The 23,201-nt window shown below is 59.0% G+C and carries 20 protein-coding genes; 6 read left to right on the forward strand and 14 right to left on the reverse strand.

Features of this window, described 5'->3' with window-relative positions:
* Positions 1 to 222: 222 nt before the first annotated feature.
* Positions 223 to 1,440 (reverse strand): glucose-1-phosphate adenylyltransferase, encoded by a 1,218-nt coding sequence (glgC, locus tag I6J19_RS10110; protein ID WP_038628357.1) that lies wholly within the window; start codon positions 1,438 to 1,440, stop codon positions 223 to 225.
* Between the two features lie 112 nt (positions 1,441 to 1,552).
* On the opposite strand from glgC, the gene glgA reads away from it, so the two are divergent.
* From glgA to budA, 3 genes are all read left to right on the forward strand, one after another.
* The gene (gene glgA, locus I6J19_RS10115) at positions 1,553 to 2,749 is read left to right on the forward strand and encodes a glycogen synthase (protein ID WP_038628355.1); all 1,197 of its coding nucleotides are present in this window, start codon (positions 1,553 to 1,555) and stop codon (positions 2,747 to 2,749) included.
* A 200-nt stretch (positions 2,750 to 2,949) separates the two neighbouring features.
* A complete protein-coding gene (locus I6J19_RS10120) occupies positions 2,950 to 4,473 on the forward strand; it encodes a glycoside hydrolase family 5 protein (RefSeq protein ID WP_038628352.1) in 1,524 nt (507 codons plus the stop codon).
* A gap of 151 nt (positions 4,474 to 4,624) precedes the next feature.
* Positions 4,625 to 5,365: an acetolactate decarboxylase gene (budA, locus tag I6J19_RS10125; protein WP_049180867.1), complete on the forward strand. Its 741-nt coding sequence runs from the start codon at positions 4,625 to 4,627 to the stop codon at positions 5,363 to 5,365.
* A gap of 3 nt (positions 5,366 to 5,368) precedes the next feature.
* Here budA and I6J19_RS10130 read toward each other — a convergent pair whose 3' ends face one another.
* The 6 genes from I6J19_RS10130 to I6J19_RS10155 form a co-directional block, all read right to left on the reverse strand.
* A complete protein-coding gene (locus tag I6J19_RS10130; RefSeq protein ID WP_038629489.1) occupies positions 5,369 to 6,244 on the reverse strand; it encodes a methyltransferase domain-containing protein in 876 nt (291 codons plus the stop codon).
* A gap of 303 nt (positions 6,245 to 6,547) precedes the next feature.
* On the reverse strand, positions 6,548 to 6,715 hold the full coding sequence (locus tag I6J19_RS10135) for a DUF3117 domain-containing protein (protein WP_005509573.1): 168 nt from the start codon (positions 6,713 to 6,715) through the stop codon (positions 6,548 to 6,550).
* Between the two features lie 222 nt (positions 6,716 to 6,937).
* Positions 6,938 to 7,750: a dihydropteroate synthase gene (gene folP / locus I6J19_RS10140; protein WP_038629488.1), complete on the reverse strand. Its 813-nt coding sequence runs from the start codon at positions 7,748 to 7,750 to the stop codon at positions 6,938 to 6,940.
* 45 nt (positions 7,751 to 7,795) lie between these two features.
* The gene (locus tag I6J19_RS10145; protein WP_038628347.1) at positions 7,796 to 8,623 is read right to left on the reverse strand and encodes an LOG family protein; all 828 of its coding nucleotides are present in this window, start codon (positions 8,621 to 8,623) and stop codon (positions 7,796 to 7,798) included.
* 69 nt (positions 8,624 to 8,692) lie between these two features.
* Complete coding sequence (gene dapE, locus I6J19_RS10150; RefSeq protein ID WP_038628344.1) at positions 8,693 to 9,829, reverse strand: succinyl-diaminopimelate desuccinylase; 1,137 nt, start codon at positions 9,827 to 9,829, stop codon at positions 8,693 to 8,695.
* A gap of 5 nt (positions 9,830 to 9,834) precedes the next feature.
* Positions 9,835 to 10,725 (reverse strand): hypothetical protein, encoded by an 891-nt coding sequence (locus tag I6J19_RS10155; RefSeq protein WP_235191241.1) that lies wholly within the window; start codon positions 10,723 to 10,725, stop codon positions 9,835 to 9,837.
* Positions 10,726 to 10,808: 83 nt separating this feature from the next.
* Here I6J19_RS10155 and I6J19_RS10160 point away from each other — a divergent pair, with 83 nt between their 5' ends.
* From I6J19_RS10160 to dapD, 3 genes are all read left to right on the forward strand, one after another.
* Positions 10,809 to 11,801, forward strand: coding sequence for a 2,3,4,5-tetrahydropyridine-2,6-dicarboxylate N-succinyltransferase (locus tag I6J19_RS10160; protein ID WP_038628339.1), 993 nt, complete (start codon positions 10,809 to 10,811; stop codon positions 11,799 to 11,801).
* Positions 11,802 to 11,909: 108 nt separating this feature from the next.
* Positions 11,910 to 13,328, forward strand: a complete 1,419-nt coding sequence (locus I6J19_RS10165; protein ID WP_038628336.1) for an amino acid permease — start codon at positions 11,910 to 11,912, stop codon at positions 13,326 to 13,328.
* A gap of 116 nt (positions 13,329 to 13,444) precedes the next feature.
* Entirely contained in the window at positions 13,445 to 14,416 is a 972-nt protein-coding gene (gene dapD, locus I6J19_RS10170; protein WP_038628333.1) for a 2,3,4,5-tetrahydropyridine-2,6-dicarboxylate N-succinyltransferase, read from the forward strand.
* Here the strand turns inward: dapD and I6J19_RS10175 are convergent.
* From I6J19_RS10175 to typA, 7 genes are all read right to left on the reverse strand, one after another.
* A complete protein-coding gene (locus I6J19_RS10175) occupies positions 14,409 to 15,353 on the reverse strand; it encodes a pseudouridine synthase (protein ID WP_038628331.1) in 945 nt (314 codons plus the stop codon). The genes dapD and I6J19_RS10175 overlap by 8 nt on opposite strands.
* Positions 15,354 to 15,442: 89 nt before the next feature.
* Positions 15,443 to 16,570, reverse strand: a complete 1,128-nt coding sequence (dapC, locus tag I6J19_RS10180) for a succinyldiaminopimelate transaminase (protein WP_038628328.1) — start codon at positions 16,568 to 16,570, stop codon at positions 15,443 to 15,445.
* Positions 16,571 to 16,623: 53 nt separating this feature from the next.
* Entirely contained in the window at positions 16,624 to 16,947 is a 324-nt protein-coding gene (gene fdxA / locus I6J19_RS10185) for a ferredoxin (RefSeq protein ID WP_005509435.1), read from the reverse strand.
* 244 nt (positions 16,948 to 17,191) lie between these two features.
* Entirely contained in the window at positions 17,192 to 17,713 is a 522-nt protein-coding gene (locus I6J19_RS10190) for a hypothetical protein (RefSeq protein ID WP_038628324.1), read from the reverse strand.
* Entirely contained in the window at positions 17,706 to 18,659 is a 954-nt protein-coding gene (gene mshB, locus I6J19_RS10195) for an N-acetyl-1-D-myo-inositol-2-amino-2-deoxy-alpha-D-glucopyranoside deacetylase (protein ID WP_038628321.1), read from the reverse strand. The genes I6J19_RS10190 and mshB overlap by 8 nt, the downstream gene beginning before the upstream one ends.
* Positions 18,660 to 18,667: 8 nt before the next feature.
* Positions 18,668 to 20,812, reverse strand: a complete 2,145-nt coding sequence (locus I6J19_RS10200; protein WP_038628319.1) for an ABC transporter family substrate-binding protein — start codon at positions 20,810 to 20,812, stop codon at positions 18,668 to 18,670.
* Between the two features lie 83 nt (positions 20,813 to 20,895).
* Positions 20,896 to 22,809, reverse strand: a complete 1,914-nt coding sequence (gene typA, locus I6J19_RS10205) for a translational GTPase TypA (protein ID WP_038628316.1) — start codon at positions 22,807 to 22,809, stop codon at positions 20,896 to 20,898.
* Positions 22,810 to 23,201: the final 392 nt, after the last annotated feature.

Genomic DNA, 23,201 nt, shown 5'->3' on the forward strand with positions numbered 1-23,201 from the left:
TTACTGGCCGCGTTTATGTCAGAAATGAACCAAAAAAGTGGCCTGAAAGTGTCATAAACTCGCACAGTTTCACTTTTGCAGCCCGTAGCCCCACGTGCAGCCCACATTTTTGGGATTGCCAGTTTTGGGGCTAGGTAGCAACTAAGCAGCAAAAAGCTTAAAAGAAAAAGGCACGTACCCCACGGTACGTGCCTTCTTGCAGCCTGAGCCGGCTTTGACAGGCTAGATAACCTTGCCCTTACCGACGGCCACAACGCCACCAGCGCTGACCTTGAAGCGCTCTGCGTCCTTCTCCGGATCGACACCAATGATGGCGCCGTCGGAGACAACAACGTTCTTATCCAAGATCGCGTGACGAACCACTGCTCCGCGGCCGACGCGCACACCTGGGAAGAGAACCGAGCCCTCCACCGTCGCGCCATCCTCGACCACGACGTTGGTGCTAATCACCGAGTTGCGAACTGTGCCACCAGAGACAATCGAACCGGCACCCACCATGGAAGCCTGAGCAATACCACCCTGGACAAACTTCGCCGGAGGCAGGTTCTCCTCCGAGAAGGTGTGGATTGGCCACTTCTTGTTGTAGAGGTTAAACACCGGGTGGACGGAAATCAGGTCCATATTGGCCTCGTAGAAGGCATCGATGGTACCGACGTCACGCCAGTAGCCCTTATCACGTTCGGTCTCACCCGGAACGTAGCTGTCCTTGAAGTCCCAGACGAAGGCCTCGCCCTCCTCTACCAACATCGGAATGATGTCTCCGCCCATGTCATGGTCGGAGTTTTCATCTTCCGAGTCACGCTTAATTGCGTCGATAAGCGCGGAGGTAGTGAAGATGTAGTTACCCATCGACGCGAACGTCGAGTCCGGGTCATCCGGGGTGCCAGGCGGATCAGCCGGCTTCTCCAGGAACTCGGTGATTCGGTTGTTGTCATCCGCATCGATGACACCGAATGCGCTGGCCTCGGAGCGTGGGACACGGATACCAGCAACGGTAACGCCAGCGCCAGACTCGATGTGGGCCTCCAGCATCTGCTGCGGGTCCATACGGTAGACGTGGTCGGCACCGAAGACGATGACGTACTCCGGATCCTCGTCATAAACCAAATTCAGCGACTGCAGAATCGCGTCAGCCGAACCAGTGAACCAGCGCTTACCCAGACGCTGCTGAGCCGGCACCGGAGTGACGTACTGGCCGGTGATGCCGGACAGCTGCCACGCCTGCGAAATGTGACGGTCGAGCGAGTGGGACTTGTACTGGGTCAGCACACAGATCTTCAGGAAACCTGCGTTAACCAAGTTCGACAGCACGAAGTCGATAAGCCGATAGCTGCCGCCGAAAGGCACGGCGGGCTTAGCGCGGTCTTCCGTCAGCGGGAAGAGACGCTTGCCTTCGCCACCGGCAAGGACAATGGACAAAACATGTGGTTGACTCCTCACACCAACCAACCTATATGCGATTTACGTTCCTCGCTGCCAGTCTCCCCTCCTCACTACCCACACCCAGACATATCAAGCGACGGAAATTGTCAAATCTGGCTACGCTGGAACTATGCGTGTTGCCATGATGACCAAGGAATACCCTCCGGAGATTTACGGCGGAGCAGGTGTTCACGTAACTGAACTGACTCGTTTCATGCGCGGCCTCGACGGCGTTGACGTCGATGTGCACTGCATGGGTGCTCCTCGCGATGAGGCGGATGTATATGTCCACGGCGTTGACCCGGAGCTGAAGGATGCCAACGCCTCGATTAAAACGCTGTCCACGGGTTTGCGCATGGCTGATGCCGCTGCGGCAACCGACATTGATGTCGTCCACTCTCACACCTGGTACTCAGGCCTGGGTGGCCATCTCACCGGTCTGCTCAAGGGCATTCCACACGTGGCTACCGCGCACTCGTTGGAGCCGCACCGCCCGTGGAAGCGCGAGCAGCTCGGTGGCGGTTACGACGTTTCCAGCTGGTCCGAGCGCAATGCTATGGAGTACGCAGACGCTGTCATTGCTGTCTCTGCGCGCATGAAGGACGCCATCTTGGACGCCTACCCGCGTATCTCCCCCGACAAGGTCCACGTCGTTCTGAACGGCATCGACACTGAGCTGTGGCACCCGCGTCCGACGTGGGAAGAGTCCAAGGAGCAGAACGGCTGGTCCGTCCTGGAAGAGCTCGGCGTTGACCCGTCTCGTCCGATGGTTGCGTTCGTCGGCCGCATCACCCGTCAGAAGGGTGTCGCTCACCTGGTCAAGGCCGCATCGCTTTTCGACGACGGTGTGCAACTTGTACTGTGCGCCGGCGCGCCGGACACCCCGGAAATCGCTAAGGAGACCGAGCAGCTCGTTCACGACCTGCAGGAAAAGCGCGACGGCATTTTCTGGGTGAAGGACATGCTACCGAAGGAAAAGATTCAGGAAATCCTGACGGCCGCGGATTCCTTCGTCTGCCCGTCCATCTACGAGCCGCTGGGCATCGTCAACCTCGAGGCTATGGCCTGTGGCACCGCCGTTGTCGCCTCTGATGTCGGCGGTATTCCGGAGGTTGTCGTCGACGGTGAAACCGGCACTCTGGTTCACTACGACGAGTCCGATCCGGAGGGCTTCGAACGCGACATTGCTGCCGCTGTCAACAACATGGTCGCCGACCGTGACCACGCTGCCAAGGTTGGCCAGGCGGGTAAGAAGCGCGCTGAGGATGTGTTTAGCTGGGAGAACATCGCCGAGCAGACCGTCGAAGTCTATAAGTCTTTGATGTAACAGGCTGCCTGCGAGACGCTACGGCTGTGCAGTGGACGGTGTGTCCTCATAAGGCCCATCGCTTCCAAAGAGGAAGCGGTGGGCCTTTTAGCCTTTTTGCTAACCCCATTCAGGACGTTTATTTATGCGTTTGCCCACTTTTCTGAACCTAATTTGAGTTTTGGATGAATTTATCATTACTGGTCAATAGCATATTGAGTATGAGATTCACTAAGAAGGTGGCAGCAGTTGGTGCCGCCATTGCCATAGCGCTAGCGGGGGCAGTACCGCATCAGGCGCTCGCGACAGAAGTAGCACCATCCCCTAGTACCGCTACCATCACCGAGCGTGGTCCCCTGGGACAGTCCGGTCGCTGGTTTACCGACGGTGATGGCCGAGCTTTCCTCACTCAGGGGTCGAACATCGTCTACAAGCACGATCCCTACACCCCCGAGGCCGGAGGCTTTAACGAGGACGACGCTGACTGGCTCGTGCAGCAGGGCTTCGACTCCATGCGAGTCGGCATTATCTGGAAAGCAGTAGAGCCAGAGCCCGGCGTCTACAACGACGAATACCTGGATTCCATTGCCCGCACCATCTCTATGCTCACTGAGCGTGGAATCGCGGTCTTGGTCGATGCCCACCAGGACATGTACAACGAAAAGTTCGAGGGCGAATTTGCCCCGGATTGGGCTGTCATTGACGACGGCGTTCCCAGCCTTCTGAAGGTTGGCTTCCCAACTAACCAGGCCCTCAATATCGGTCTCATTAGGGCATACGACAACTTCCTAAATAACCGCGAAGGACCGGGTGGCGTTGGGCTGCAGGAGCGTTACGCTGCCATGTGGGGTCATGTCGCAGAACGTCTCGGTGACATGCCGGGCCTGATGGGCTACGACATCATAAATGAACCGTGGCCAGGTTCTGCGTACCCACTGTGCTACCTGGCTCAGGGCGACTGCGGTCCAGCTAAGGCAAAGCTCGATGAACTGCACCAGAAGGCTGCCGATCAGATTGTCGCCAAGGACCAGGACGCTATTGTCCACTACGAGCCCTACTCCATGTGGAACACCGGATTGAATACCGATCCGGCCGCCCCGCAGGTTCCTGATACCGCTGGCACGGCCCTCAGCTGGCATGTCTACTGCACCACGAACGCCCTGTTCAACACCTACACGGGCTGCGACTTCTTCGATGGTCGTGTCTTCGACAATGCGGAAATCGTCTCATCCGGTAACGGCTCGGCCACACTGCTTTCCGAGTTCGGCGCCACCGACGATGCCGATACCCTCAATGGCGTAATTTCGCTTGCCCGCCGCCACATGGTCGGCTGGCAGTACTGGTCCTACTGCGGATGCAACGACCCGACGACGCAGAACCAGAAGGAACAGGGCATGGTCTTCGACCCGACTGTTCCAGGACCTGTAGGTGCCGATGCCTTCAACCGCGACAAGATGACCATCCTCGCTGCTCCACACCTGCGGGCAGTCGCGGGCACCCCGCAGGCTACTGACTGGAACGCAGACACCCGGGTCTACGAGGCCAGCTGGAACAATAGTCGCGTCGATGGCACCGGAGTTTTCGCACCTGGTTCCACCAGCGAGCTCGTTGTGCCCTCGATCAACTTCCCGAATGGGTTCACAGTGAATGTCGAAGGCGGCCACGCCACTGTCGCTGCCGATGGCCAGACCGTTCATATCGTCTCCACTGCTGACCAAGTGACAGTCACCATCCAGCCGAAGTAGAACCAACCGCTCGATTCACCAAATCGCGCCCTGTGGATTTTTCCGCAGGGCGTTTTTCTTGCCACGATTTCCTTACCCACAAGCCGATCGGACATCTAACAGACGACCCGCCCCAGCTTGGGCTACAAATATCGCGAATATAATGGCTTCCATGACCACTCACGAGAATTTTCCAACGGTCCGACACACAATTTTCCAAAACTCACTGATGTCCGCACTGCTCGATGGCATCTACGACGGCGAGATGACCATTGGCGAAATCCTTGGTCATGGAAACTTCGGCATCGGTACCTTCGACGGCCTCGATGGCGAAATGGTAATCCTCGACGGGGTCTGCTGGCAGGTGCGTCACGACGGCTCCGCAACCCGGGCCACCATGGATCAGCGCAGCCCCTACACGGTGGTGACCAACTTCGTCCCGCACACGGTGATGGATGCGCCGGAAAACCTGACTCGCAAGGAAATTAGCCCCATCATCGATTCCCTGGTGCCGAGCCAAAACTTTATGTACGCACTGCGGATTACCGGCGAATTTGAGTGGGTGAAGACTCGAACCGTCGTAAAGCAGGAAAAGCCGTACCAGAAGATGGTTGATGCGACGGAAGAAGACGCCTCGGTTGATTTTGAGAACTTACGGGGCACGATTGCGGGCTTCCGCACGCCGGTCTATGAGAAGGGAATTTCGGTGCCCGGCTGTCACGTGCACTTCCTCGCGGAAGGCGGCACCGGCGGCGGGCATGTGCTGGACTTTAAGCTGCGCTCGGGCACTATCGAGTTGTGCCCGGGCACCGACCTGCAACTTCGCCTTCCGCTAACGGCGGAATTCTCGGATGCTGATCTGGATCCGGATGACCTGGATGAGCAGATTCACAAAACCGAGGTCAAGGAGTAGGCGCTAGTCTCCCGGGCGCCCCAGACGGGTGACATAGGCACGGGCGGTGACGTGCATTTCTGCAGGTAGCGCTGCAATACGTTCCTGCAGCACCTCTGGGTGGATATGGCGTGCCGACGGGCTCATCCCGATCTGAGCGGCAATTGCACTCTGGTTGAGGTTCATACCGAACTCCACCAACTCCGGGTCACCAACAGGCACGAGGTGCCCCTCCGCCTGGGAAATCATGCGCTCGACCTTGCCGCGCTCGACATCGATGATGCCCAGCGGCTCACGAAGCTCGCCCAGGTGACCAGTAGTGGCAGTCAGAACCACGACCTGGCCGCCCGGCTTGAGCACGCGAGCGAACTCCTCCGCGTTGCGAGGTGCGAAGACAACCGTAAGCGCATCGATGGAGCCATCACGCAGCGGCAACCGTGCCCACGCATCGGCCACGACCGCACCGAGCCGCGGGTGACTCTTGGCCAGATGCTTGGCGGCCGGCACAGACACATCAATGCCTACGCCACGAGAATTGGGAATGCTGTCCAGCGTGTGTGCGAGGTAGTAACCAGTGCCCGCACCGACTTCGCAGATGACTGGGCTGGCGGCCTCGGACACATTGGCGTCGTCAAGCACGTCCTGGACGTTACCTGTAACTGCCTCAACGAATGGAGCATAGTGGCCACCAGAGAGGAACTCCTCTCGAGCGGTAATCATCTTGGCGTCATCGCCGGTGTAGCGCAGACCAGCCCCACCGGCGAGCGTAACGTAACCCTGGCGGGCGACATCATAGCTATGTCCGGATTCGGACTTCAGAGTCATTCGTTCGGCATCACCAAACTTCAAATCAGTGCCATCGATGGGGTCAGCAAGCACATCAATGATGTCAGCTAGCACGTCGGTCACTCCTCAAACTGAGCTAGAAAAATAATTTTCACTATCTTAGCCCGTGTCGAGCTCAGCCAAGTAACTCCAATGCGAGTTACTGACTGCGTTTATGACAAAAATGGTCCGAAAGACGGCTTCAAAGTGTCATAAACTCGCACAGTTTCACATGTGCAGCCCGTACTTTTTGTTTATAAACCCGCATTCGAGCCGTTATCACCTGAAAAAAGAAAAGGCGACCTACACCACTTGTGTAGGTCGCCCCTGGGGCAAAACCGGACAAGCCCGGCCGCTACCCCGCTACCCGGGTATCCACTACTCCACTACTGCTACGAGCTCTGCGCCGAGCTCCTTGGCCTCCTCTGGGGAGAGTTCCACCACCAGGCGCCCACCACCATCTGCGGGGACGCGCATCACAATCTTCTTGCCCTCTTTAACTGCCTCCAGCGGACCATCACCGGTACGCGGCTTCATTGCTGCCATGTGAACTCCTTCGTTCTAAGACAATGTCGATGCAGGAGACGACCAGCTACCCCAGCTCAGCTGTGGTAGCCGGGAGATTGACAATCCGGTTCAAGACCTCGGTCTAAGACCCCGGTTCAAGATTCCGGTTTAGAATCCCTGTCGGCATTTTCGACTACTTCTCTTCATCATAATCCTTTATTTCACGCAGCGGCATGGGTGAAGCGCCTCAAACTACGCCCCTTACACCAGCCCACGCACCGGATGCAGTGGTGCAAAATCACCGAAAATAGCCAGAGTCATGCGACAGACATCAAGGGTTTCGGACACCTGATGCGAACGGAACACCGCAACGCCGGCAGCTGCCGCATGGGCAGTCGCGGCCAAGGTGCCGGGCACACGTTGCTCGACCGGGCGGTCCAGAGTCTCACCGACGAAGTCCTTATTCGACAGCGCCATAAGCACCGGCCAGCCTGTATCCACGAGCTCATTGCAGCGCCGCAGAAGTTCGAGGCCGTGGTAGGTGTTCTTGCCAAAGTCGTGGGTGGGATCGATGAGGATGCGGTCCTCCGGCACGCCAGCGTCCACTGCCCTCTGGGCGAGTTTGCCGGTTTCTGAGATGACATCGTCCACGATGTCGTCGTAACGCACGCGAATCGGATTGGTGCGTGGCAGAGCCCCACCGGTGTGCGAGCAGACGTAACCCATCCCGTGGGAACCCGCGACTTCCAGCAGCTCCGGGTCATGGCCCGCCCAAGTGTCGTTAATGAGGTTGGCGCCAGCGTTGATGGCGGCCTCTCCGACTTCTGCGCGCCAGGTGTCGACGCTGATGTGCAGGTCAGGATAGCGCTCGCGAACCTTCGCGATGGTCGGCACCACGCGCTCGATTTCCTCGGCAACAGTTACTTCTGCACCGATACCGGCCTTGACGCCGCCGATGTCGACAATGCCCGCGCCTGCCGCAACAACTTCGTCGACGCGAGCAAGCGCAGCCTCCTCCGCAGCCGTCTCGCCACGGTCATAGAAGGAATCCGGGGTGCGATTGACGATGGCCATCACCGTCGGCACCGCGGAGTCCTGATAAAAGCTCCGCACAGCGTCCTACCTTTCGCTGAAACGACGGACTCGGCGGAGCTTTTCGCGAACGTCAGAGGTCTGCTTACAGTCTTCCATCAGCTTTTCGTGCGCGGCCTCGATGTACTCGACAGCTTCTTCAATGGAGTCGGTGACCAGGAAAAGGTCCATATCAGTCGGAGAAATTAGCTCCATGGCCACTAGTTTCTCACGCATCCAATCAACCAGCCCCGACCAGAACTCAGTGCCGAGCAGCACGATTGGGTGATTTTCCACCTTCTCGGTCTGCACCATCACCAGTGACTCAAAAAGTTCATCGAGCGTGCCGAAACCACCCGGCAGGCAAATAAACGCCTGCGAGTACTTCAGGAACATGGTCTTACGCACGAAGAAGTAGCGGAAGTTCATGCCCAGGTCGACCCAGTCGTTCAAGTGCTGCTCGTGCGGCAGCTCAATGCCCAACCCAATGGACAGGCCGTCGGCGTCGTAGCAGCCGCGGTTGGCGGCTTCCATGATGCCCGGGCCGCCACCAGTGATGGTCGCGTAACCCGCCTCCGCCAGCGCCTTGCCCAGGTCGAAGCCCCACTGGTAGTAAGGGCTGTCCTCTGGCAGACGTGCCGAACCATATACCGTCACCGCCGGCGGGATTTCCGCCAACGCACCAAAGCCGTCAACGAACTCCGACTGAATGCGCAGCACACGCCAGGTATCGTTGTGCAGCCAATCCGTGTTCGGATTGTGTGACAACAGCCTGCGGTCGGTCGTAGACGCCTGCGGTTCGCCTGCCTGTCGGATCGCGATTGGGCCGCGGAGTGCACGGCGCTTAGCTGGGGACGGAGTACGTACAGGTTTCATAACCTCACAATGTATGCCAGCAATGACATACGCGCACCCGCTCGGCGAGGGCGGGGTGTGATTCTAGGCTCACTCAGCCACCGGCGCGGTGGTCAAATACCGCCGCAAATCCTCCCACAGTGCCGCTATGCACTCGACCGGAATCTGCTCATCCTTCTTGTGGCAGTACGCCGGGTCACCCGGGCCAAAGTTCACCGCAGGAATGCCGAGCGCCGAAAAACGCGCCACATCGGTCCACCCAAACTTGGGCTTTACGACGTCGCCTGCGACCGCAACCAACTCCTTCGCAGCAGCCGCATGCAGTCCAGGCAGCGCCCCAGGGCTCACATCCTCGACATCGACAGTGAGGTCCTCGGCCGCGAACTCGTCGAGCCCCAGCACCTCGCGGAAGTGTGCCATAGCCTCATCGGCGCTGCGGTTGGGCGCGAATCGGAAGTTGACTCGCAGCACCGCCTCGTCGGGAAGCGTATTGGTAGCAACCCCGGCTTCCAGCCAGACGACGTTGAGCCCTTCGCGGTAGGCCAAGCCATCGATGTCCACAGTCTGCGGTTCATAGGCGGCAATGCGTGACAGCACCGGCGCTAACTTGTGCACGGCATTGTCGCCGAGCCACGCCCGAGCCGAGTGCGCACGTGTGCCGTGAGCGGTCAAACGCAGGCGAATAGAGCCCTGACAACCGGCTTCGATGACATTGCCGCTGGGCTCGCCCAGCAGAGCGACATCGCCAGTCAGAAGCTCCGGATGCGACTCACTCAAGTGCCGCAACCCGTTGAACTCCGCGGCGATTTCTTCGCATTCGTACATGATGAGCGTCAGGTCGCGCTGCAGCTCCTGGTTTGCCGCTAGCGTCGCAAAAGCATGCAGATAGACCGCGTCCCCGCTTTTCATATCCACAGTTCCGCAGCCAAAGAGCGTGTCTCTCCCCTGCGCGTCTACCCCACGCGTCGAAGGCACATTGCCCGCAGTCGGCACCGTATCCAGGTGCCCTGCCAAAATCACGCGCTGCGGCAACCCGCGATGAGTCCGCGCAATCACGTTGTTATCGATGCGCAGGACCTCAATCGACTTATCTGCCTGCGCTACCTCACGCAATGCCACCTCGACGGCATCCGCAATCGCGGTCTCATTGTGGGACACCGATTCGATGTCAACCAGTGCCGCCGTGAGGTCGACAGGATCTTGGAGCAGATTTAACTTCGATTTCACATCAATTAAGCGTACAAACCATTGTGCGCCAGCGAAACCAGAATTTTGTGATGAATATGCGCCGCACGACCATTGATCGCATCCCCATTGGCAGGCGCGCCACCGCCGAGGAACAGCGCCAGCTCATGCGGTTCGGCGGAGGTCACACCAACTCTCCCCTCCGCCGGACGCTTAAGCCCATCAGCCACCTCAAAGACCAGGGTTTTCGCTCCTTCCGGGAGAGTTTGGGCAATGATTTCCTCCGGAGTTTCGCTTGCCGACGACCCCAGCGCCCGCTCCTCCCCCGCAGAATCGGTCACCTCTCCGTTGCCGCTTTCTTCCTCGACAACGCCCGCGCCGGGTCCATAGACCACAGCCACACGGGAGCCATAGACCGCAATCACCGGACGAAGCTCATTCGTGCTGACAATCACCGTAGAACCGGCCAACGGCTTGCAGACGGCCGCGACAATCTTGGCCGTTGCATGTGGCAGCTGCACTGGAGTGGGATCGATGTCTCGTCGATAAGCAGGACGAAGCGTTTCGGCGACATCGCCCAGCTCATCGCGCTCCCACATTGGCAGAGCGTCGATGCGTGCCTGCTGATCGCGGTTCTTGCGCTCCAGCAGAAGACGGGCGATCATGCCACCACCGAGCCCCACTGCGATGGCAACTGCGATAACCAGCACAAGACGGTTCGGCGCGATGAGCGCAACCACTGCGGCAATCACCACGCCGACTGCCCCAATTGGCATTGCTCGCGGTGGCAAAACGAAACCAAAGAAGCTGGCTACGGCAAGAATCCAAGCACTCAGCAGTGCGAATCCGACATAGAAGACCACCGGCAGGGCCAGGACGAAGCCGAGTCCGAGCACACTGACAGCAATGATGAGGCTAACTAAGAACCACTGCTTCATTTTCTGTGTGCTTTCAAGGCCAGCTAGGGGCATAGTTCATCCTTCCGCGAAGATTCCTCTAAGGGATACTAATATTAAGAATCATGATTACATCTGGTGCTGTCGCTACGGGAATCGCCAACATCGCAATGGACGGTACAGTTCTCGATACTTGGTTTCCCGCACCTCAGTTAAGCGATGAGGTCGTAGAGTCGAGCACTCACCGGCTCGGCGCCGCTGATTTGACCCCACAGCTGCTTCGTCAGGTGATTTTGGACGAGGATCGCCGCGTGGAGCAGGTGGCAGTGCGCACGTCCATTGAGGATTTGTCCAAGCCGGCTGTCGACCCGCACGATGCCTACCTGCGCCTGCATTTGCTCTCCCACCGCCTGGTCAAGCCGCACCAGCTAAACACCAAGGGGCTCTACGAGCTGCTCCACGTCGTGGCGTGGACCAACAAGGGGCCATGCCTGCCGGACAACTTCGAGCAACTGCGTACCCACTTGCGCGTCCGCGGCCTGATTCACGTCTACGCCATCGACCGTATGCCGCGCATGGTCGACTATGTGCTGCCCGCAGGTGTCCGCATTGCAGAGGCCGAGCGCGTGCGGTTGGGCGCTTATCTGGCACCGGGTACGTCAGTACTGCGCGAGGGATTTGTCTCGCTGAACTCGGGCACTCTGGGCCCATGCAAGATTGAGGGACGTCTATCCTCCGGTGTTGTCATTGGCGCGCACACGAAGGTGGGGCTGTCGGCCTCCATCATTGCCGCTCACGACGATTCCGGTCAGCGTAAGCCGCTCACGGTTGGCGAGCGCTGCCACATCGATATCGCGGCCGGCACCGTCGGCGTCAGCCTCGGTAATGACTGCATTATTGACCGAAGCATCCTCATTGCCCCCGATACGCCCATCGATGTCCCCGCAGAGAACCGCCGTATTCAGGCATGGGAAATCTCCGGCCGCAACAATATGCACTTCTACCATCACCCGGACCACTCGGCGGTGTGCGTCCGCCGCACGGAACGCCCGGGCAATGACGAAGGTGCCGCTACTTTCACTCAGCTTGCCGACGTGCCGGATGAGCTGGCCGGATAACCTACTTTAGGTGTCTTGAAGGCACATTAATGGACCCCGAAACGGTGAATGGGGGTAAACCCGTAATACGGTTATTGCCCCTGTTATCAGCGAGGTAATGTTTGCGACATGACCGAATCGCAAATTACCTCCACCTCCGGCGAGACAACTCAGCTGGGCAAGGGGCTGCAGGTTCGACACCTGACCATGATGGGTCTTGGCTCCGCAATCGGTGCCGGTCTTTTCCTTGGTACGGGCGTCGGCATTAAGGCAGCTGGCCCGGGTGTTCTCATTTCCTACGTCATCGCTGGCTTCATTGTCGTCCTCGTCATGCAGATGCTCGGCGAGATGGCCGCTGCCCGCCCGACACCGGGTAGCTTCTCCACCTATGCTGAGATGGCCTTTGGTTCTTCGGCTGGCTTTGTCCTCGGTTGGCTCTACTGGTTCATGCTCATCATGGTGCTCGGTGCTGAAATCACCGGCGCCGGTGCCATCATGGGTGCGTGGTTCGGTATTCCGGGCTGGATTCCAGGCCTGATTTGTGTTGTCTTCTTCGCTGTAGTGAATTTGGCGAATGTGCGCGGTTTCGGCGAGTTTGAGTTCTGGTTCGCGTTCATCAAGGTCGCGGTGATTATCGCGTTCTTGGTTATTGGCGTCCTTCTTTTCTTCGGTCTGCTGCCAGGTACCAGCTTCGTCGGTACGACGCATATTGCCGAATCCGGATTCCTCCCGAATGGCGTTTCCGGCATTGCCGCTGGTCTGTTGGCTGTGGCCTTCGCCTTCGGCGGTATCGAGATTGTCACGATTGCCGCTGCTGAGGCCGAGGATCCGCAGCGCTCCATCGCTGCTGCTGTCCGCTCGGTAATCTTCCGCATCTCTGTGTTCTACCTGGGCTGCGTGACCGTCATCATCCTGCTGTTGCCGTACTCCCAGATCGACGGCGCTGACTCCGCAGCTGAGTCGCCGTTCACCCAGGTTCTAAAGCAGGCGAACATTCCAGGTGCGGTTGGCTTCATGGAGGCCATTATCGTTCTGGCGCTGCTGTCCGCATTCAACGCTCAGATTTACGCCACCTCTCGCCTGGTCTACTCGATGTCCACCCGCGGTGAGGCACCGCGCTTCTTCGCCCACACCAATGAGCACGCAGTTCCGAACCGTGCGGTCATCATGTCGATGGTCTTCGCCTTCGTCTCTGTTGGCCTGCAGGTTGTCTTCGACGGCTCGAGTGTCCTGGTCTTCCTGCTGAACGCTGTCGGCGGCTGCTTGCTGGTGATCTGGCTGGTCATTGCCCTGTCCGAGATTAAGCTGCGCCCGCAGATGGAGGCCAACAACGAGCTTTCCGTTCGCATGTGGGCCTACCCGGCACTGTCCTGGGTAGCGGTCATCCTGATCCTGGGCCTCGCTGTTGGCATGCTCACCGATTCTGGTGCTCGCCAGCAGGTTATCGCCGTAGTGTGTGTTACTGCGTTCCTTGCGGTGCTCGCTGCACTGACTAAGAAGAGCCGCACCGCGGCTCGCGAGGCCTTCGAGCCCAGCGATAGCAACTAGCCCATGACAACTAATCGCAGGGCCTAACCGCCCTGCTACCCCTATCCGAACACTTCCTTACTACACATTTGCGGAACACTTTTCATAGATAGGGATATGCCGGTAGCCTGTTTTCCATGAAATTTGGAGCACAAGCTACCGGCATTGCCACTTTTAACAACGATACTGTTCTCGACGTCTGGTTCCCCGCCCCCAAGCTCATCGAAGAGGGCACGGCAACCTCCACCACGACCGGAACCATTGACACCGACGCGCTCCCCGAAGATTTCACCTACCTCGCAGACCTGGCCGTAGCCGATGCGGACCGCGGTACCACACGCCGTCTGGTCACAGCTACCATCGCTTCACTCGATGACGCACCAGTCGACACCATCGATGCCTACCTGCGCCTCCATCTGCTCTCCCACCGCCTGGTTGTGCCCAACAGCATCAACCTGGACGGTATCTTCGGCAAGCTCAACAATGTGGCGTGGACCAATTTTGGCCCCTGTGCTGTCGAAGGCTTCGAGGTAACCCGAGCCAAGCTGTCACGCCGCGGGCCTGTCACCGTCTACTCCATCGATAAATTCCCCCGCATGGTCGACTACGTCACTCCCACCGGAGTCCGCATCGGTGACGCTGACCGCGTGCGCCTTGGAGCCCACCTCGCTGAGGGCACCACAGTTATGCACGAGGGCTTCGTCAACTTCAACGCAGGCACGCTTGGACACTCCATGGTGGAAGGCCGTATCTCCCAGGGCGTCATCGTCGACGACGGCTCCGATATCGGCGGTGGAGCGTCCATCATGGGCACACTATCCGGCGGAGGTAAGGAAGTTGTGTCCGTCGGCAAGCGATGCCTACTCGGTGCGAACGCTGGACTCGGCATCTCGCTCGGCGATGACTGCGTACTGGAAGCCGGGCTCTACATCACCGCCGGCACCAAGTGTCACGTTGCCCTGGACGGCGTGAAGAAGACGCTCAAGGCCCGCGAGCTTTCGGGCGGATCGAATATGCTCTTCCGCCGCAATTCACTCTCTGGTGCAGTCGAGGTTGTGCCGTGGGCTGCCGAAAAGGTGAAGCTCAGCGCCGAGCTGCACGCTAACTAACGGTGGTCGGCACGTCTGCCGGGGCCGAAATATTCCGCGCGCTCCGGTAGGCACATCGCTCACCAGTGACGGGGTCGATGAACGCCAATGCGGTCGCCGTCAGGCGCAACTGCGGCGTGTACCTTGGCGCGCTGCCCGCGCTTGCCGACGGCTCCTGCGTCCTAACCTCTCGGCCATACGTGTCCTCACCGAGAATGGGATAGCCTAGCCAGTCCATCGTCGCCCGCAGCTGATGTGTGCGGCCCGTATGGGGCTGTAGCCGCCAGTGCCCTACCTGCATGCGGCTGCCGCAATGCCCGCAACCACAGCCGACTGCATGCAGCGGAATGCTGGCGCTGGTCGCACCACCGCCACGGCTGCTCGCCAGCACATCGCCGATATCCGCCGCTACCGGACCTAGGAAGGTCACTGTTGTGTGTGCGAGCTTGAGCTTGGGATTCTTCGCAGCGGCGCGTGCGGGATCATTGGTCTCCACAACTTTTACTCCGTGCTCTGCCGGGTTGGGGTCGAGCAGGAGTGTGACTTCCCTGCTTTCTCCCGCATGCCAATCATCGGGCATCACGGTGAGGCATTCGTATTCTTTGGTGATTTCCTGGTTTTGGAAAAGCTGCTGGTAGCGCGCACGGGTAGCCGGATTCCGAGAGAGCAACAGGAGCCCGCTGGTCAGCAGGTCCAGGCGGTGAACGGCCACAATCTCCGATTCCCCGAGACTACGTCGCAGGCGCTCCTGCACGGTATTGGCCACGATGCGGCCATTGGGGGTCGCTGGCAGAAAAGGTGGCTTGTCTACGACCAAAAACTCATCAGTGTCGGCCACAATTGCCGGCTCAAAGGGGATGTACTCCTCGCGCTCGTGAGCGGCGGCATCGACTTGCGCTGCCTGACGGTTCTTCTCAAGTCCCCACCAGGCATCGCGATTGCCTGCGGCACGTCCCACGGCACACTCCCCTTTTTATGATTTGGTCTATGCCGATGTCGGCACCGTTTGCAGCATTCGGCCTACTCGGGCCAGCACATCTGGCCGAGCTAGCCGCGAATGCGCGCCGCGGCCACTTCGATATCGTCGAGCGTCGCTGTGAGCCCCACCCGCACGTGCTGTGCACCCTTGGGGCCGTAGAAGCTACCCGGCGCGACCAGGATGCCGCGTTCGGCCAGCCAATCAACCGTCTGCCAGCAGTCTTCCCCGCGAGTAACCCACAGATAGAGCCCGCCCTCGGAGTCATCGACACGAAAACCTGCGGCTACCAGTGCATCCCGCAGAATCTCACGGCGGTCACTGTAACGCTGCTTTTGTTCGGCCTCGTGGGAGTCGTCGTTAAGCGCGGCGATCGTGGCGTGCTGGATGGGTCCCGGCATCATCAGTCCCATGTGACGGCGCACGGAAACCAGCTCGGCAATAAGGTCCGCATCGCCGGCGAACCAGCCGGTGCGGTACGACGCCATGTTCGACGTCTTGGACAGTGAGTGGATAGCCAGCAGGTTGGTGAAATCACCGTCGCACACTCGCGGGTCGAGAATACTGACTGGCTGTTCAGTCCAACCGAGCCCCAGATAGCACTCGTCAGAGGCGACGATGACGTCCCGAGCACGAGCCCACTCAACCACCTTGCGCAGGTGTTCAACACCGAGGACCTTGCCGTTGGGGTTGCCCGGGGAATTGATGAACATCAGTGTCGGCGAGGCGGGGCCGATTTGCGTCAGCGAGTCCGCACGCAGCAGCTCAGCGCCTGCGATGCGAACGCCAACCTCGTAGGTGGGATATGCCAGCTCGGGGATGACGACGGTATGCCCCACGCCCACACCGAGGAGGAAAGGAAGCCAGCCAATCGCTTCCTTGGTACCGATGACCGGAAGCACATTGCCGCCGTTGACCGCTGACTCCAGTCCCGTCACGCCGTAACGCCGCGCCATCGCTGCAACAATCGCCGCGCGTAACTCAGGCGTGCCGACGGTCTGAGGATAACCCGGTGCGGCAGCGCCTTCGGAAAGGCCCTGCCGGATTATCGACGCGACTTCATCGACCGGTGTGCCGACCGAGAGATTCACCATGCCCTCTTCATGCGCAGCCACAGTGGCTTTCGCCCGCGTGAGAGAATCCCACGGAAACTGAGGCAAAAGAGAACCGGGAGTTACGCGCTTGCGGGCAGCTGACATGGGCGGTGATGAAATCCTTCCCGGGAAAGAAATAGGTTTAGTCCTCTGTGGCTTTAGTCTTCTGCCTGTGGCGGCAGAGCTGCCACGAATGGCACATCGAAGTCCTGGGGGCCGAGCTTGGCGGCACCGCCTGGGGAACCCAGCTCATCGAACCAGTCGACATTGGCATCGATGAATTCAACCCACTCATCCGGAACATCGTCCTCATAGAAGATGGCCTCGACTGGGCAGACCGGTTCACAAGCGCCACAGTCCACGCACTCATCAGGATGAATGTAGAGCATGCGCTTGCCCTCGTAAATGCAGTCAACCGGGCACTCCTCGACACAGGCACGGTCGAGGACGTCAACACATGGCTGGGCAATGATGTAAGTCATGGTTTTAGGTTTAAGAACCTTTCTCACAAGATATGGGATGAGGCTTTCGCTATCTGTCGATTATGCCGTTCCAACGAGAAACAGAGCAAAATAGACAGAGCGGTATATTCAGATTGGAGTCTACACCCAACGTGGGTGTTGTTATCAACTAGCTCCAGAAAGATGCGCATTCATGCAGGCCTGCCCTGCATCAGTTCCCCACCGTCTCCTGCAGCATCGACTGCAGGTTCCGCTGCATTTTCCGTTAGAGTGCCCGCAGATGGCGCAGTGGCCAGGCACCGCCCAGCACACCGCAAACAAGCAGCAGAACTGTTCGCAACCACTGCCCTATTGCCAAATCACCACCGAAGGGCAGCACTGCCCACAGCAAAATGCCTGCAAAGCCCAGCACCCAGATGACAGTCGGAATCGCAGCTTTAGAACGATCACGAGTCCACAGCAACGCTGTATTGGTGATAACCAGATTGGCAATATAGGCCAACGGAATAGTCCACGGCAACGGAATAGCAACCGAGCCGATGGTAATCCACGCTCCGAGGAAAACTACCTCAATCACCAGCGTTGCCAGCGCAGCCAGCGACAGCCAGACCAGCGCTACCGTGGCTTCCCCCTGATGGAAGTTCTCGCGTGGCTGCGAACGTTCCGGATCGCCCCAATAGCGCTCATCTCCAAACGTGCGCTTTTCAATACTCAAGCGCTCGTTTTTCAACTTTCCGCCAGCAGCGTTAATCAAGTCTTCGCTTTCGTGAGGTTGAAAGTCACTCATCGTCCGCACTCCCCTCCGCCGCCAGATCCACGCCCGGTACCGACTCGACGCTCGCTACCGGCTCCGACAGTAATCGGATATTCACCAGCTCCCCTAGCGCTTCCATGGACGCAGCGGTCGCCGTACCAAAACGGTATGCCTCAGTCGGCGTCACCGGTTGACACAGCAAATTGGAAAACGCCCAGACGGCTCGCGCACGACCAGAGCCATCGGTCTGCCCATAGACAGCATCCGGATTGACCTCGCTGACGGAACCATCGGCGAACCACACCTGCGTCGCATGCGCGCGCATGGCCTCAACCTTGGCAGCCACAGCGGCGTCATCCAGCTGAACCTCGAAATGGCCAGTCACGGTGGCGAAGTCGTCGATATCGCACGACTGCCAGCTCTCCGGTACCACGGTAATGGCATCCAGCCCCGCCGCCATTGCCTCACGATCGGTGACCGCCCACAGCGTCGGAAAGCGATTTCCGCACGCCGCGACAGTGATATCGTGCGCACGAATGTGGTCCGGATGCCCATAGCCACCATCAGCATCGTAGGTAATGACCAGGTCTGGCTGCAGCTCATCGAGGATGGTGCGAAGCTGGGCGACCGCCTCATCACCTGAGTTCACGAACGCACGGGGATGCTCATTGCCCTTGTCACCGGCCATACCGGAGTCACGCCAACGCCCGGCACCACCGAGGAACCGCGGCGCATTTTCTGGAGCATTGGCCCCAAGCGCACGCAGCGCCGAGCGCAACTCGGCGACGCGGAAACCGCCCAACTGGTCGGCTTCATCAGCAACTAGCCCCTGGTACGGCGCGCCGATGACCTCTCCCAGCTCGCCCATCGTGCAGGTCACTACGCTTACCGACGCTCCGGACCGCGCGGCAGCCGCAATCAAACCACCTGTCCAAATGGACTCGTCATCTGGATGTGCGTGAACAAAAAGTAACTTCACGGACTTTCTTACTTCCCCTTGTTCTCCTGGTCGACGTTATCGCGGCCATCTTGGTTCTGCCCCGAACCGTCCTGCTCTGTATCTTCGCGCGGATCATCTCCCGGCTGAGAATTCTCAGACGATTCTCGAGCCCCACTCTGTGTCGAGACACGGCGAACCTCGCCCAGAACACCGAGGCGGCCCAACACTGGGTCATCGGTCCACTGCGAAGAGTCCCTCCTCCCGGTAATTGTAATTTCCGGGCTGACCACCGTCAGCAAGCCGTCTTTCACCAAGGTCAGCTCGATACTGTGGCCAGCAATGATATCGGCGAGTTCAGCGGGCAACGCAGAACTGTCGGGAGCGAGCAGTTCATCAATCTGTGGGTCACAAAGACCGGAGAGATTCTCGCTCCGAGCAGCCGATTTCGGAGCAACTGGTACTCCATTTAGGTCAGCCGGCTCCGCTGAGGTAGAAGATTTGGACTGCTCAGATGGTGTTGTCCCGTCCGACGAGCCCTGCTCTTCAGCACTCTTTTCCCGATCTCTACTTGGCGCAGGCTTTGTCGAACTGTCGACACGCTCAGAATCAGACTCGGACTCAGACTCAGCAGCCGACTCTGCGCCCGCTTCGTCCAGGTCCTTCGGCGGCAGCGAGCTGACCGAGCCTTCCGTACACGTATAGCGTTCCCGGGCCGCCTGGACAGAATTGGGCTGCTCTGCCCATGCCACCACGGCATCGACAGTTCCGTAGGGCAACGAAGACCGCAGCATGTCCGCTGGAGAATACGAAACAACGGTGGCGGGGATACCAGCTGCAGTCAACTGGTCAGCGACCGCAAAAGCCGCAGCGCGTGCCGCTATACCGTCGCTAATGATGCCAATTCGTAGCGGATTGTCCTCAGTAAAACCAGCCTGTGGTGTCTCGGATCGCTCCTGGTCACCACCGTCACCAGAACCACCCGCAATTCGGCGGCCGGTGGCCACCTCTGAGACCTCTGCAACGTTGATGCTGCTCAGAATGGCCCGGCGGACGGACTCGTCGGCAAGCCTGTTCGACGCGAGATTGGTACTGAAAACCAGTTCCCGGTTTGGCTCATGGAAAAACTCAGCAACACCGGGGACCAGACCATACGTCAGCTCAGATGTCTCCGTAGGACGGACCTGCACAGCCTGGATCTGCTTCGAACGCAGTTGCTCCGCACCATCGATGGCACTACGCATGGCACGCAGCGTAATAATCTCCGAGGCCGCTGGCTGCTCACCCCAGTATCGGTCATTTCGAACCAGCCGAATAATGTTGCGGCCGACATCCATCGACTCGACGGTGTACTGCCCACCGGAAGCCGGGAAACGACTGGCCAGCCCTTCGGAAAAACCATCAGTGTTCGACCGCATCAGATGCGCTGGCAAGAGATGCGCAAACAGGCGCTGCCAATGCGTAATCGGCTGAGTGAACGTCACGTCAATCTGATGGCCCCCGTCAGAGACATCAATGGATTTAATCAGCTCATAGGTCGCTGTATCCAACGATCCTGGAGTGGACGTGACTTGGGTATGCAGATAGCGGAAGTCCTCGCCGCTAATCGGCGTGCCATCGCTCCACTGCGCCCCCTTTCGAATGCGGTAGCGGACATGCTCTGCCGCTACCGTCGGATCCGTGATGTCAACATCGGCTGCTTTCCAGCCTCCAGCTCCATTACTGGTGTCGCCGTCTTTGCTGTCATCGTTCCTGATGACCTGCACGGAATCCAATAAATCGGAGTTGAGCAGCCACTGGGGAGCACCTGCCAAACGGGCATTGGCAGCGTTATCCACCACTCCGGGAGCTTGCGCGGAGGCAGTAGCGTCACCAGCCTCGCCCTCAACTGGCGCGGGGGTGAAAACACTGGGCAGTGTCAGTCGCGCTACCAGGCTGGTCACTGGGGAGACGTCGGCAAGCAAATGCGGATTGAAGCCTTCGACAAACTCGTCGACACCGACCGTGACTTCACGCATCTTTTTAGCCTGGTCAGCGGTGTCTTCCTGCTGTACCGGCACTTCCTGCTGCCCGGGCACAGTCGGAGCGTCGGACGGGCGAGCCATGCACGAGGACGCCAAAGCCGCCGTCACGCAGAGTGTCGATGCTACGAAAAATCGACGAGAAGCTGCGTGACGACGGCTGCGAATAAACATATTCACGAGATTACTCGACACCTGGCCGAGTCAGTTACCCCGAGACTGGTTTTCCAGGTCGCCCAGTCCCCTAGTAACCCGAATTACTTCTTATTCATTGCCTTCGCGCGGGAACGGGCGCGAGCGCGATCGGTGGCGCTGAGGATCTGCTTGCGTACGCGAATGCCCTCCGGGGTGACCTCAACACACTCGTCAGCGCCACAGAACTCCATAGCCTCATCGAGGGAGAGCTTGTGAGCCTTCTCCAGGGTCACGGTCGCATCAGCCGAGGCTGCGCGCATATTCGTCAGCTTCTTTTCCTTGGTGATGTTGATGTCCATGTCCTCATCACGCGGATTCTGGCCAACGACCATGCCCTCATAGGCCTGGTCACCCGGCTCGACGAAGAAAGTACCGCGGTCAGAAAGCTGGATCAGCGCGTAAGCGGTGATCTGGCCGGTACGGTCAGCCACCAGCGAACCAGTCGGGCGATCCTTAATCTCGCCTGCCCACTCGCCATAACCTGCCGAGTAGTGGTTGGCGATACCGGTGCCCTTGGTCTCCGTCATGAAAGTGGTGCGGAAGCCAATCAGACCGCGGGACGGAATGAGAAACTCCATGCGCACCCAACCGGTGCCCTGGTTACCCATCTGTTCCATGCGTCCCTTACGAGCCGCCATCAGCTGGGTGACCGCACCCAGGTGCTCTTCTGGAACATCGATGGTCAAGTGCTCGTACGGCTCTTCAACCTTGCCATCGACGGTCTTGGTCACAACCTGCGGCTTACCGACGGTCAGCTCAAAGCCTTCACGGCGCATGGTTTCAACCAGGACGGACAGCGCCATTTCACCACGGCCCTGCACCTCCCAGGCATCCGGGCGTTCGGTCGGCAGCACGCGCAGCGAGACGTTACCGATCAGCTCCTGGTCCAGGCGGGCCTTGACCATACGAGCGGTCAGCTTATCGCCACCACCCTGGCCTGCCAGTGGCGAGGTGTTCACACCGATCGTCATGGAGATAGCCGGCTCATCGACCAGAATGCGTGGCAGCGGATCCGGGTGCTCAGCATCACAGAGAGAGTCACCGATCATGACCTCATCGATACCGGAGATAGCAGCGATGTCACCTGCAATGGCCTCTTCAGCAGGAACACGGGTCACACCGACGGTACGCAACAGCTCCGCGACCTTCGCGTTCTTGATGTGCTCATTGCCATCAGAGTCATAGTGAATCCACGAAATCTGCTGTCCCTTGCGGATACGGCCCTTGTGAATACGAATCAGGCCAATTCGACCAAGGAAGGAGCTGGAGTCCAGGTTAGTAACCTGCGCCTGCAGCGGGGCATCAATCTCAGCGGACGGCTCCGGGAGCACCTCGGTGATGACGTCGAACAGCGGCTGCAGGTTCTCAGACTCCGGCAAGTTGCCGTTACCCGGGTTCTCCGTCGAAGCCTTACCGGCACGACCGGAAGCATAGAGAACCGGCAGCTCAAGGTTGCGCTCTGCGACCTCAGCAGCTTCCGGGTCTTCCAGGGTAGAGGCTAGCTCTAGCAGCAGATCCTGGGCTTCCTCAACAACCTCGTCGATACGCGCATCTGGACGGTCGGTCTTGTTGACCACAATGATGACTGGCATGGACGCAGCCAGGGCCTTGCCCAGCACGAAGCGAGTCTGTGGCAACGGACCTTCGGAAGAGTCAATCAGCAGCACGACGCCGTCAACCATGGACAGCGCTCGCTCCACCTCACCACCGAAGTCGGCGTGGCCAGGGGTGTCAATGACGTTGATGATGAGATCTTCGCCGTTCTTGCCCTCACCTTTTCGGCGAATAGCGGTGTTCTTCGCCAAGATGGTGATGCCCTTTTCCTTTTCAAGGTCACCAGAGTCCATCACTCGGTCTGCAACTTCTTCGTGGTCGCTGAAAACGCCGGACTGCTCCAGCATGGCGTTCACGAGAGTGGTCTTGCCATGGTCGACGTGCGCGACAATGGCGACATTACGGAACTCGGTATCGCTCACAGGCGGATAGCTCCTAACAAGCTAAGAGGACTAAAAGAAAAAGATACGGCCTTGCCCTAAAGGACTGTCTTTGCGACTGTCTTTAACGCCCCGCATCAACGCGTAATAAAGCGTTCTACAGTGTACTCCTTCTTAATGGCCCTGCACATCTGGCAGAGCTTCTCGCAACCCCGAGCACCTATCCGTCATGCAAAGTGGCATTGCCGCGCCGCCCCTAGGCATAAATTACCCCCTTGCTGCACCCCCGCTTTACCGACAGCCATAACGGCATATCCACCCACACCACAACGCTTCACGACGGCAATCTCTCAGCCCACCATGTGATAGATGTGACCAAATGCCATAGTTGTAACCCCACGGGATGAGACTTGACTCCACCTGCTTACACGCTG

It is taken from the genome of Corynebacterium amycolatum (assembly GCF_016889425.1).
Lineage (GTDB): Bacteria > Actinomycetota > Actinomycetes > Mycobacteriales > Mycobacteriaceae > Corynebacterium > Corynebacterium amycolatum.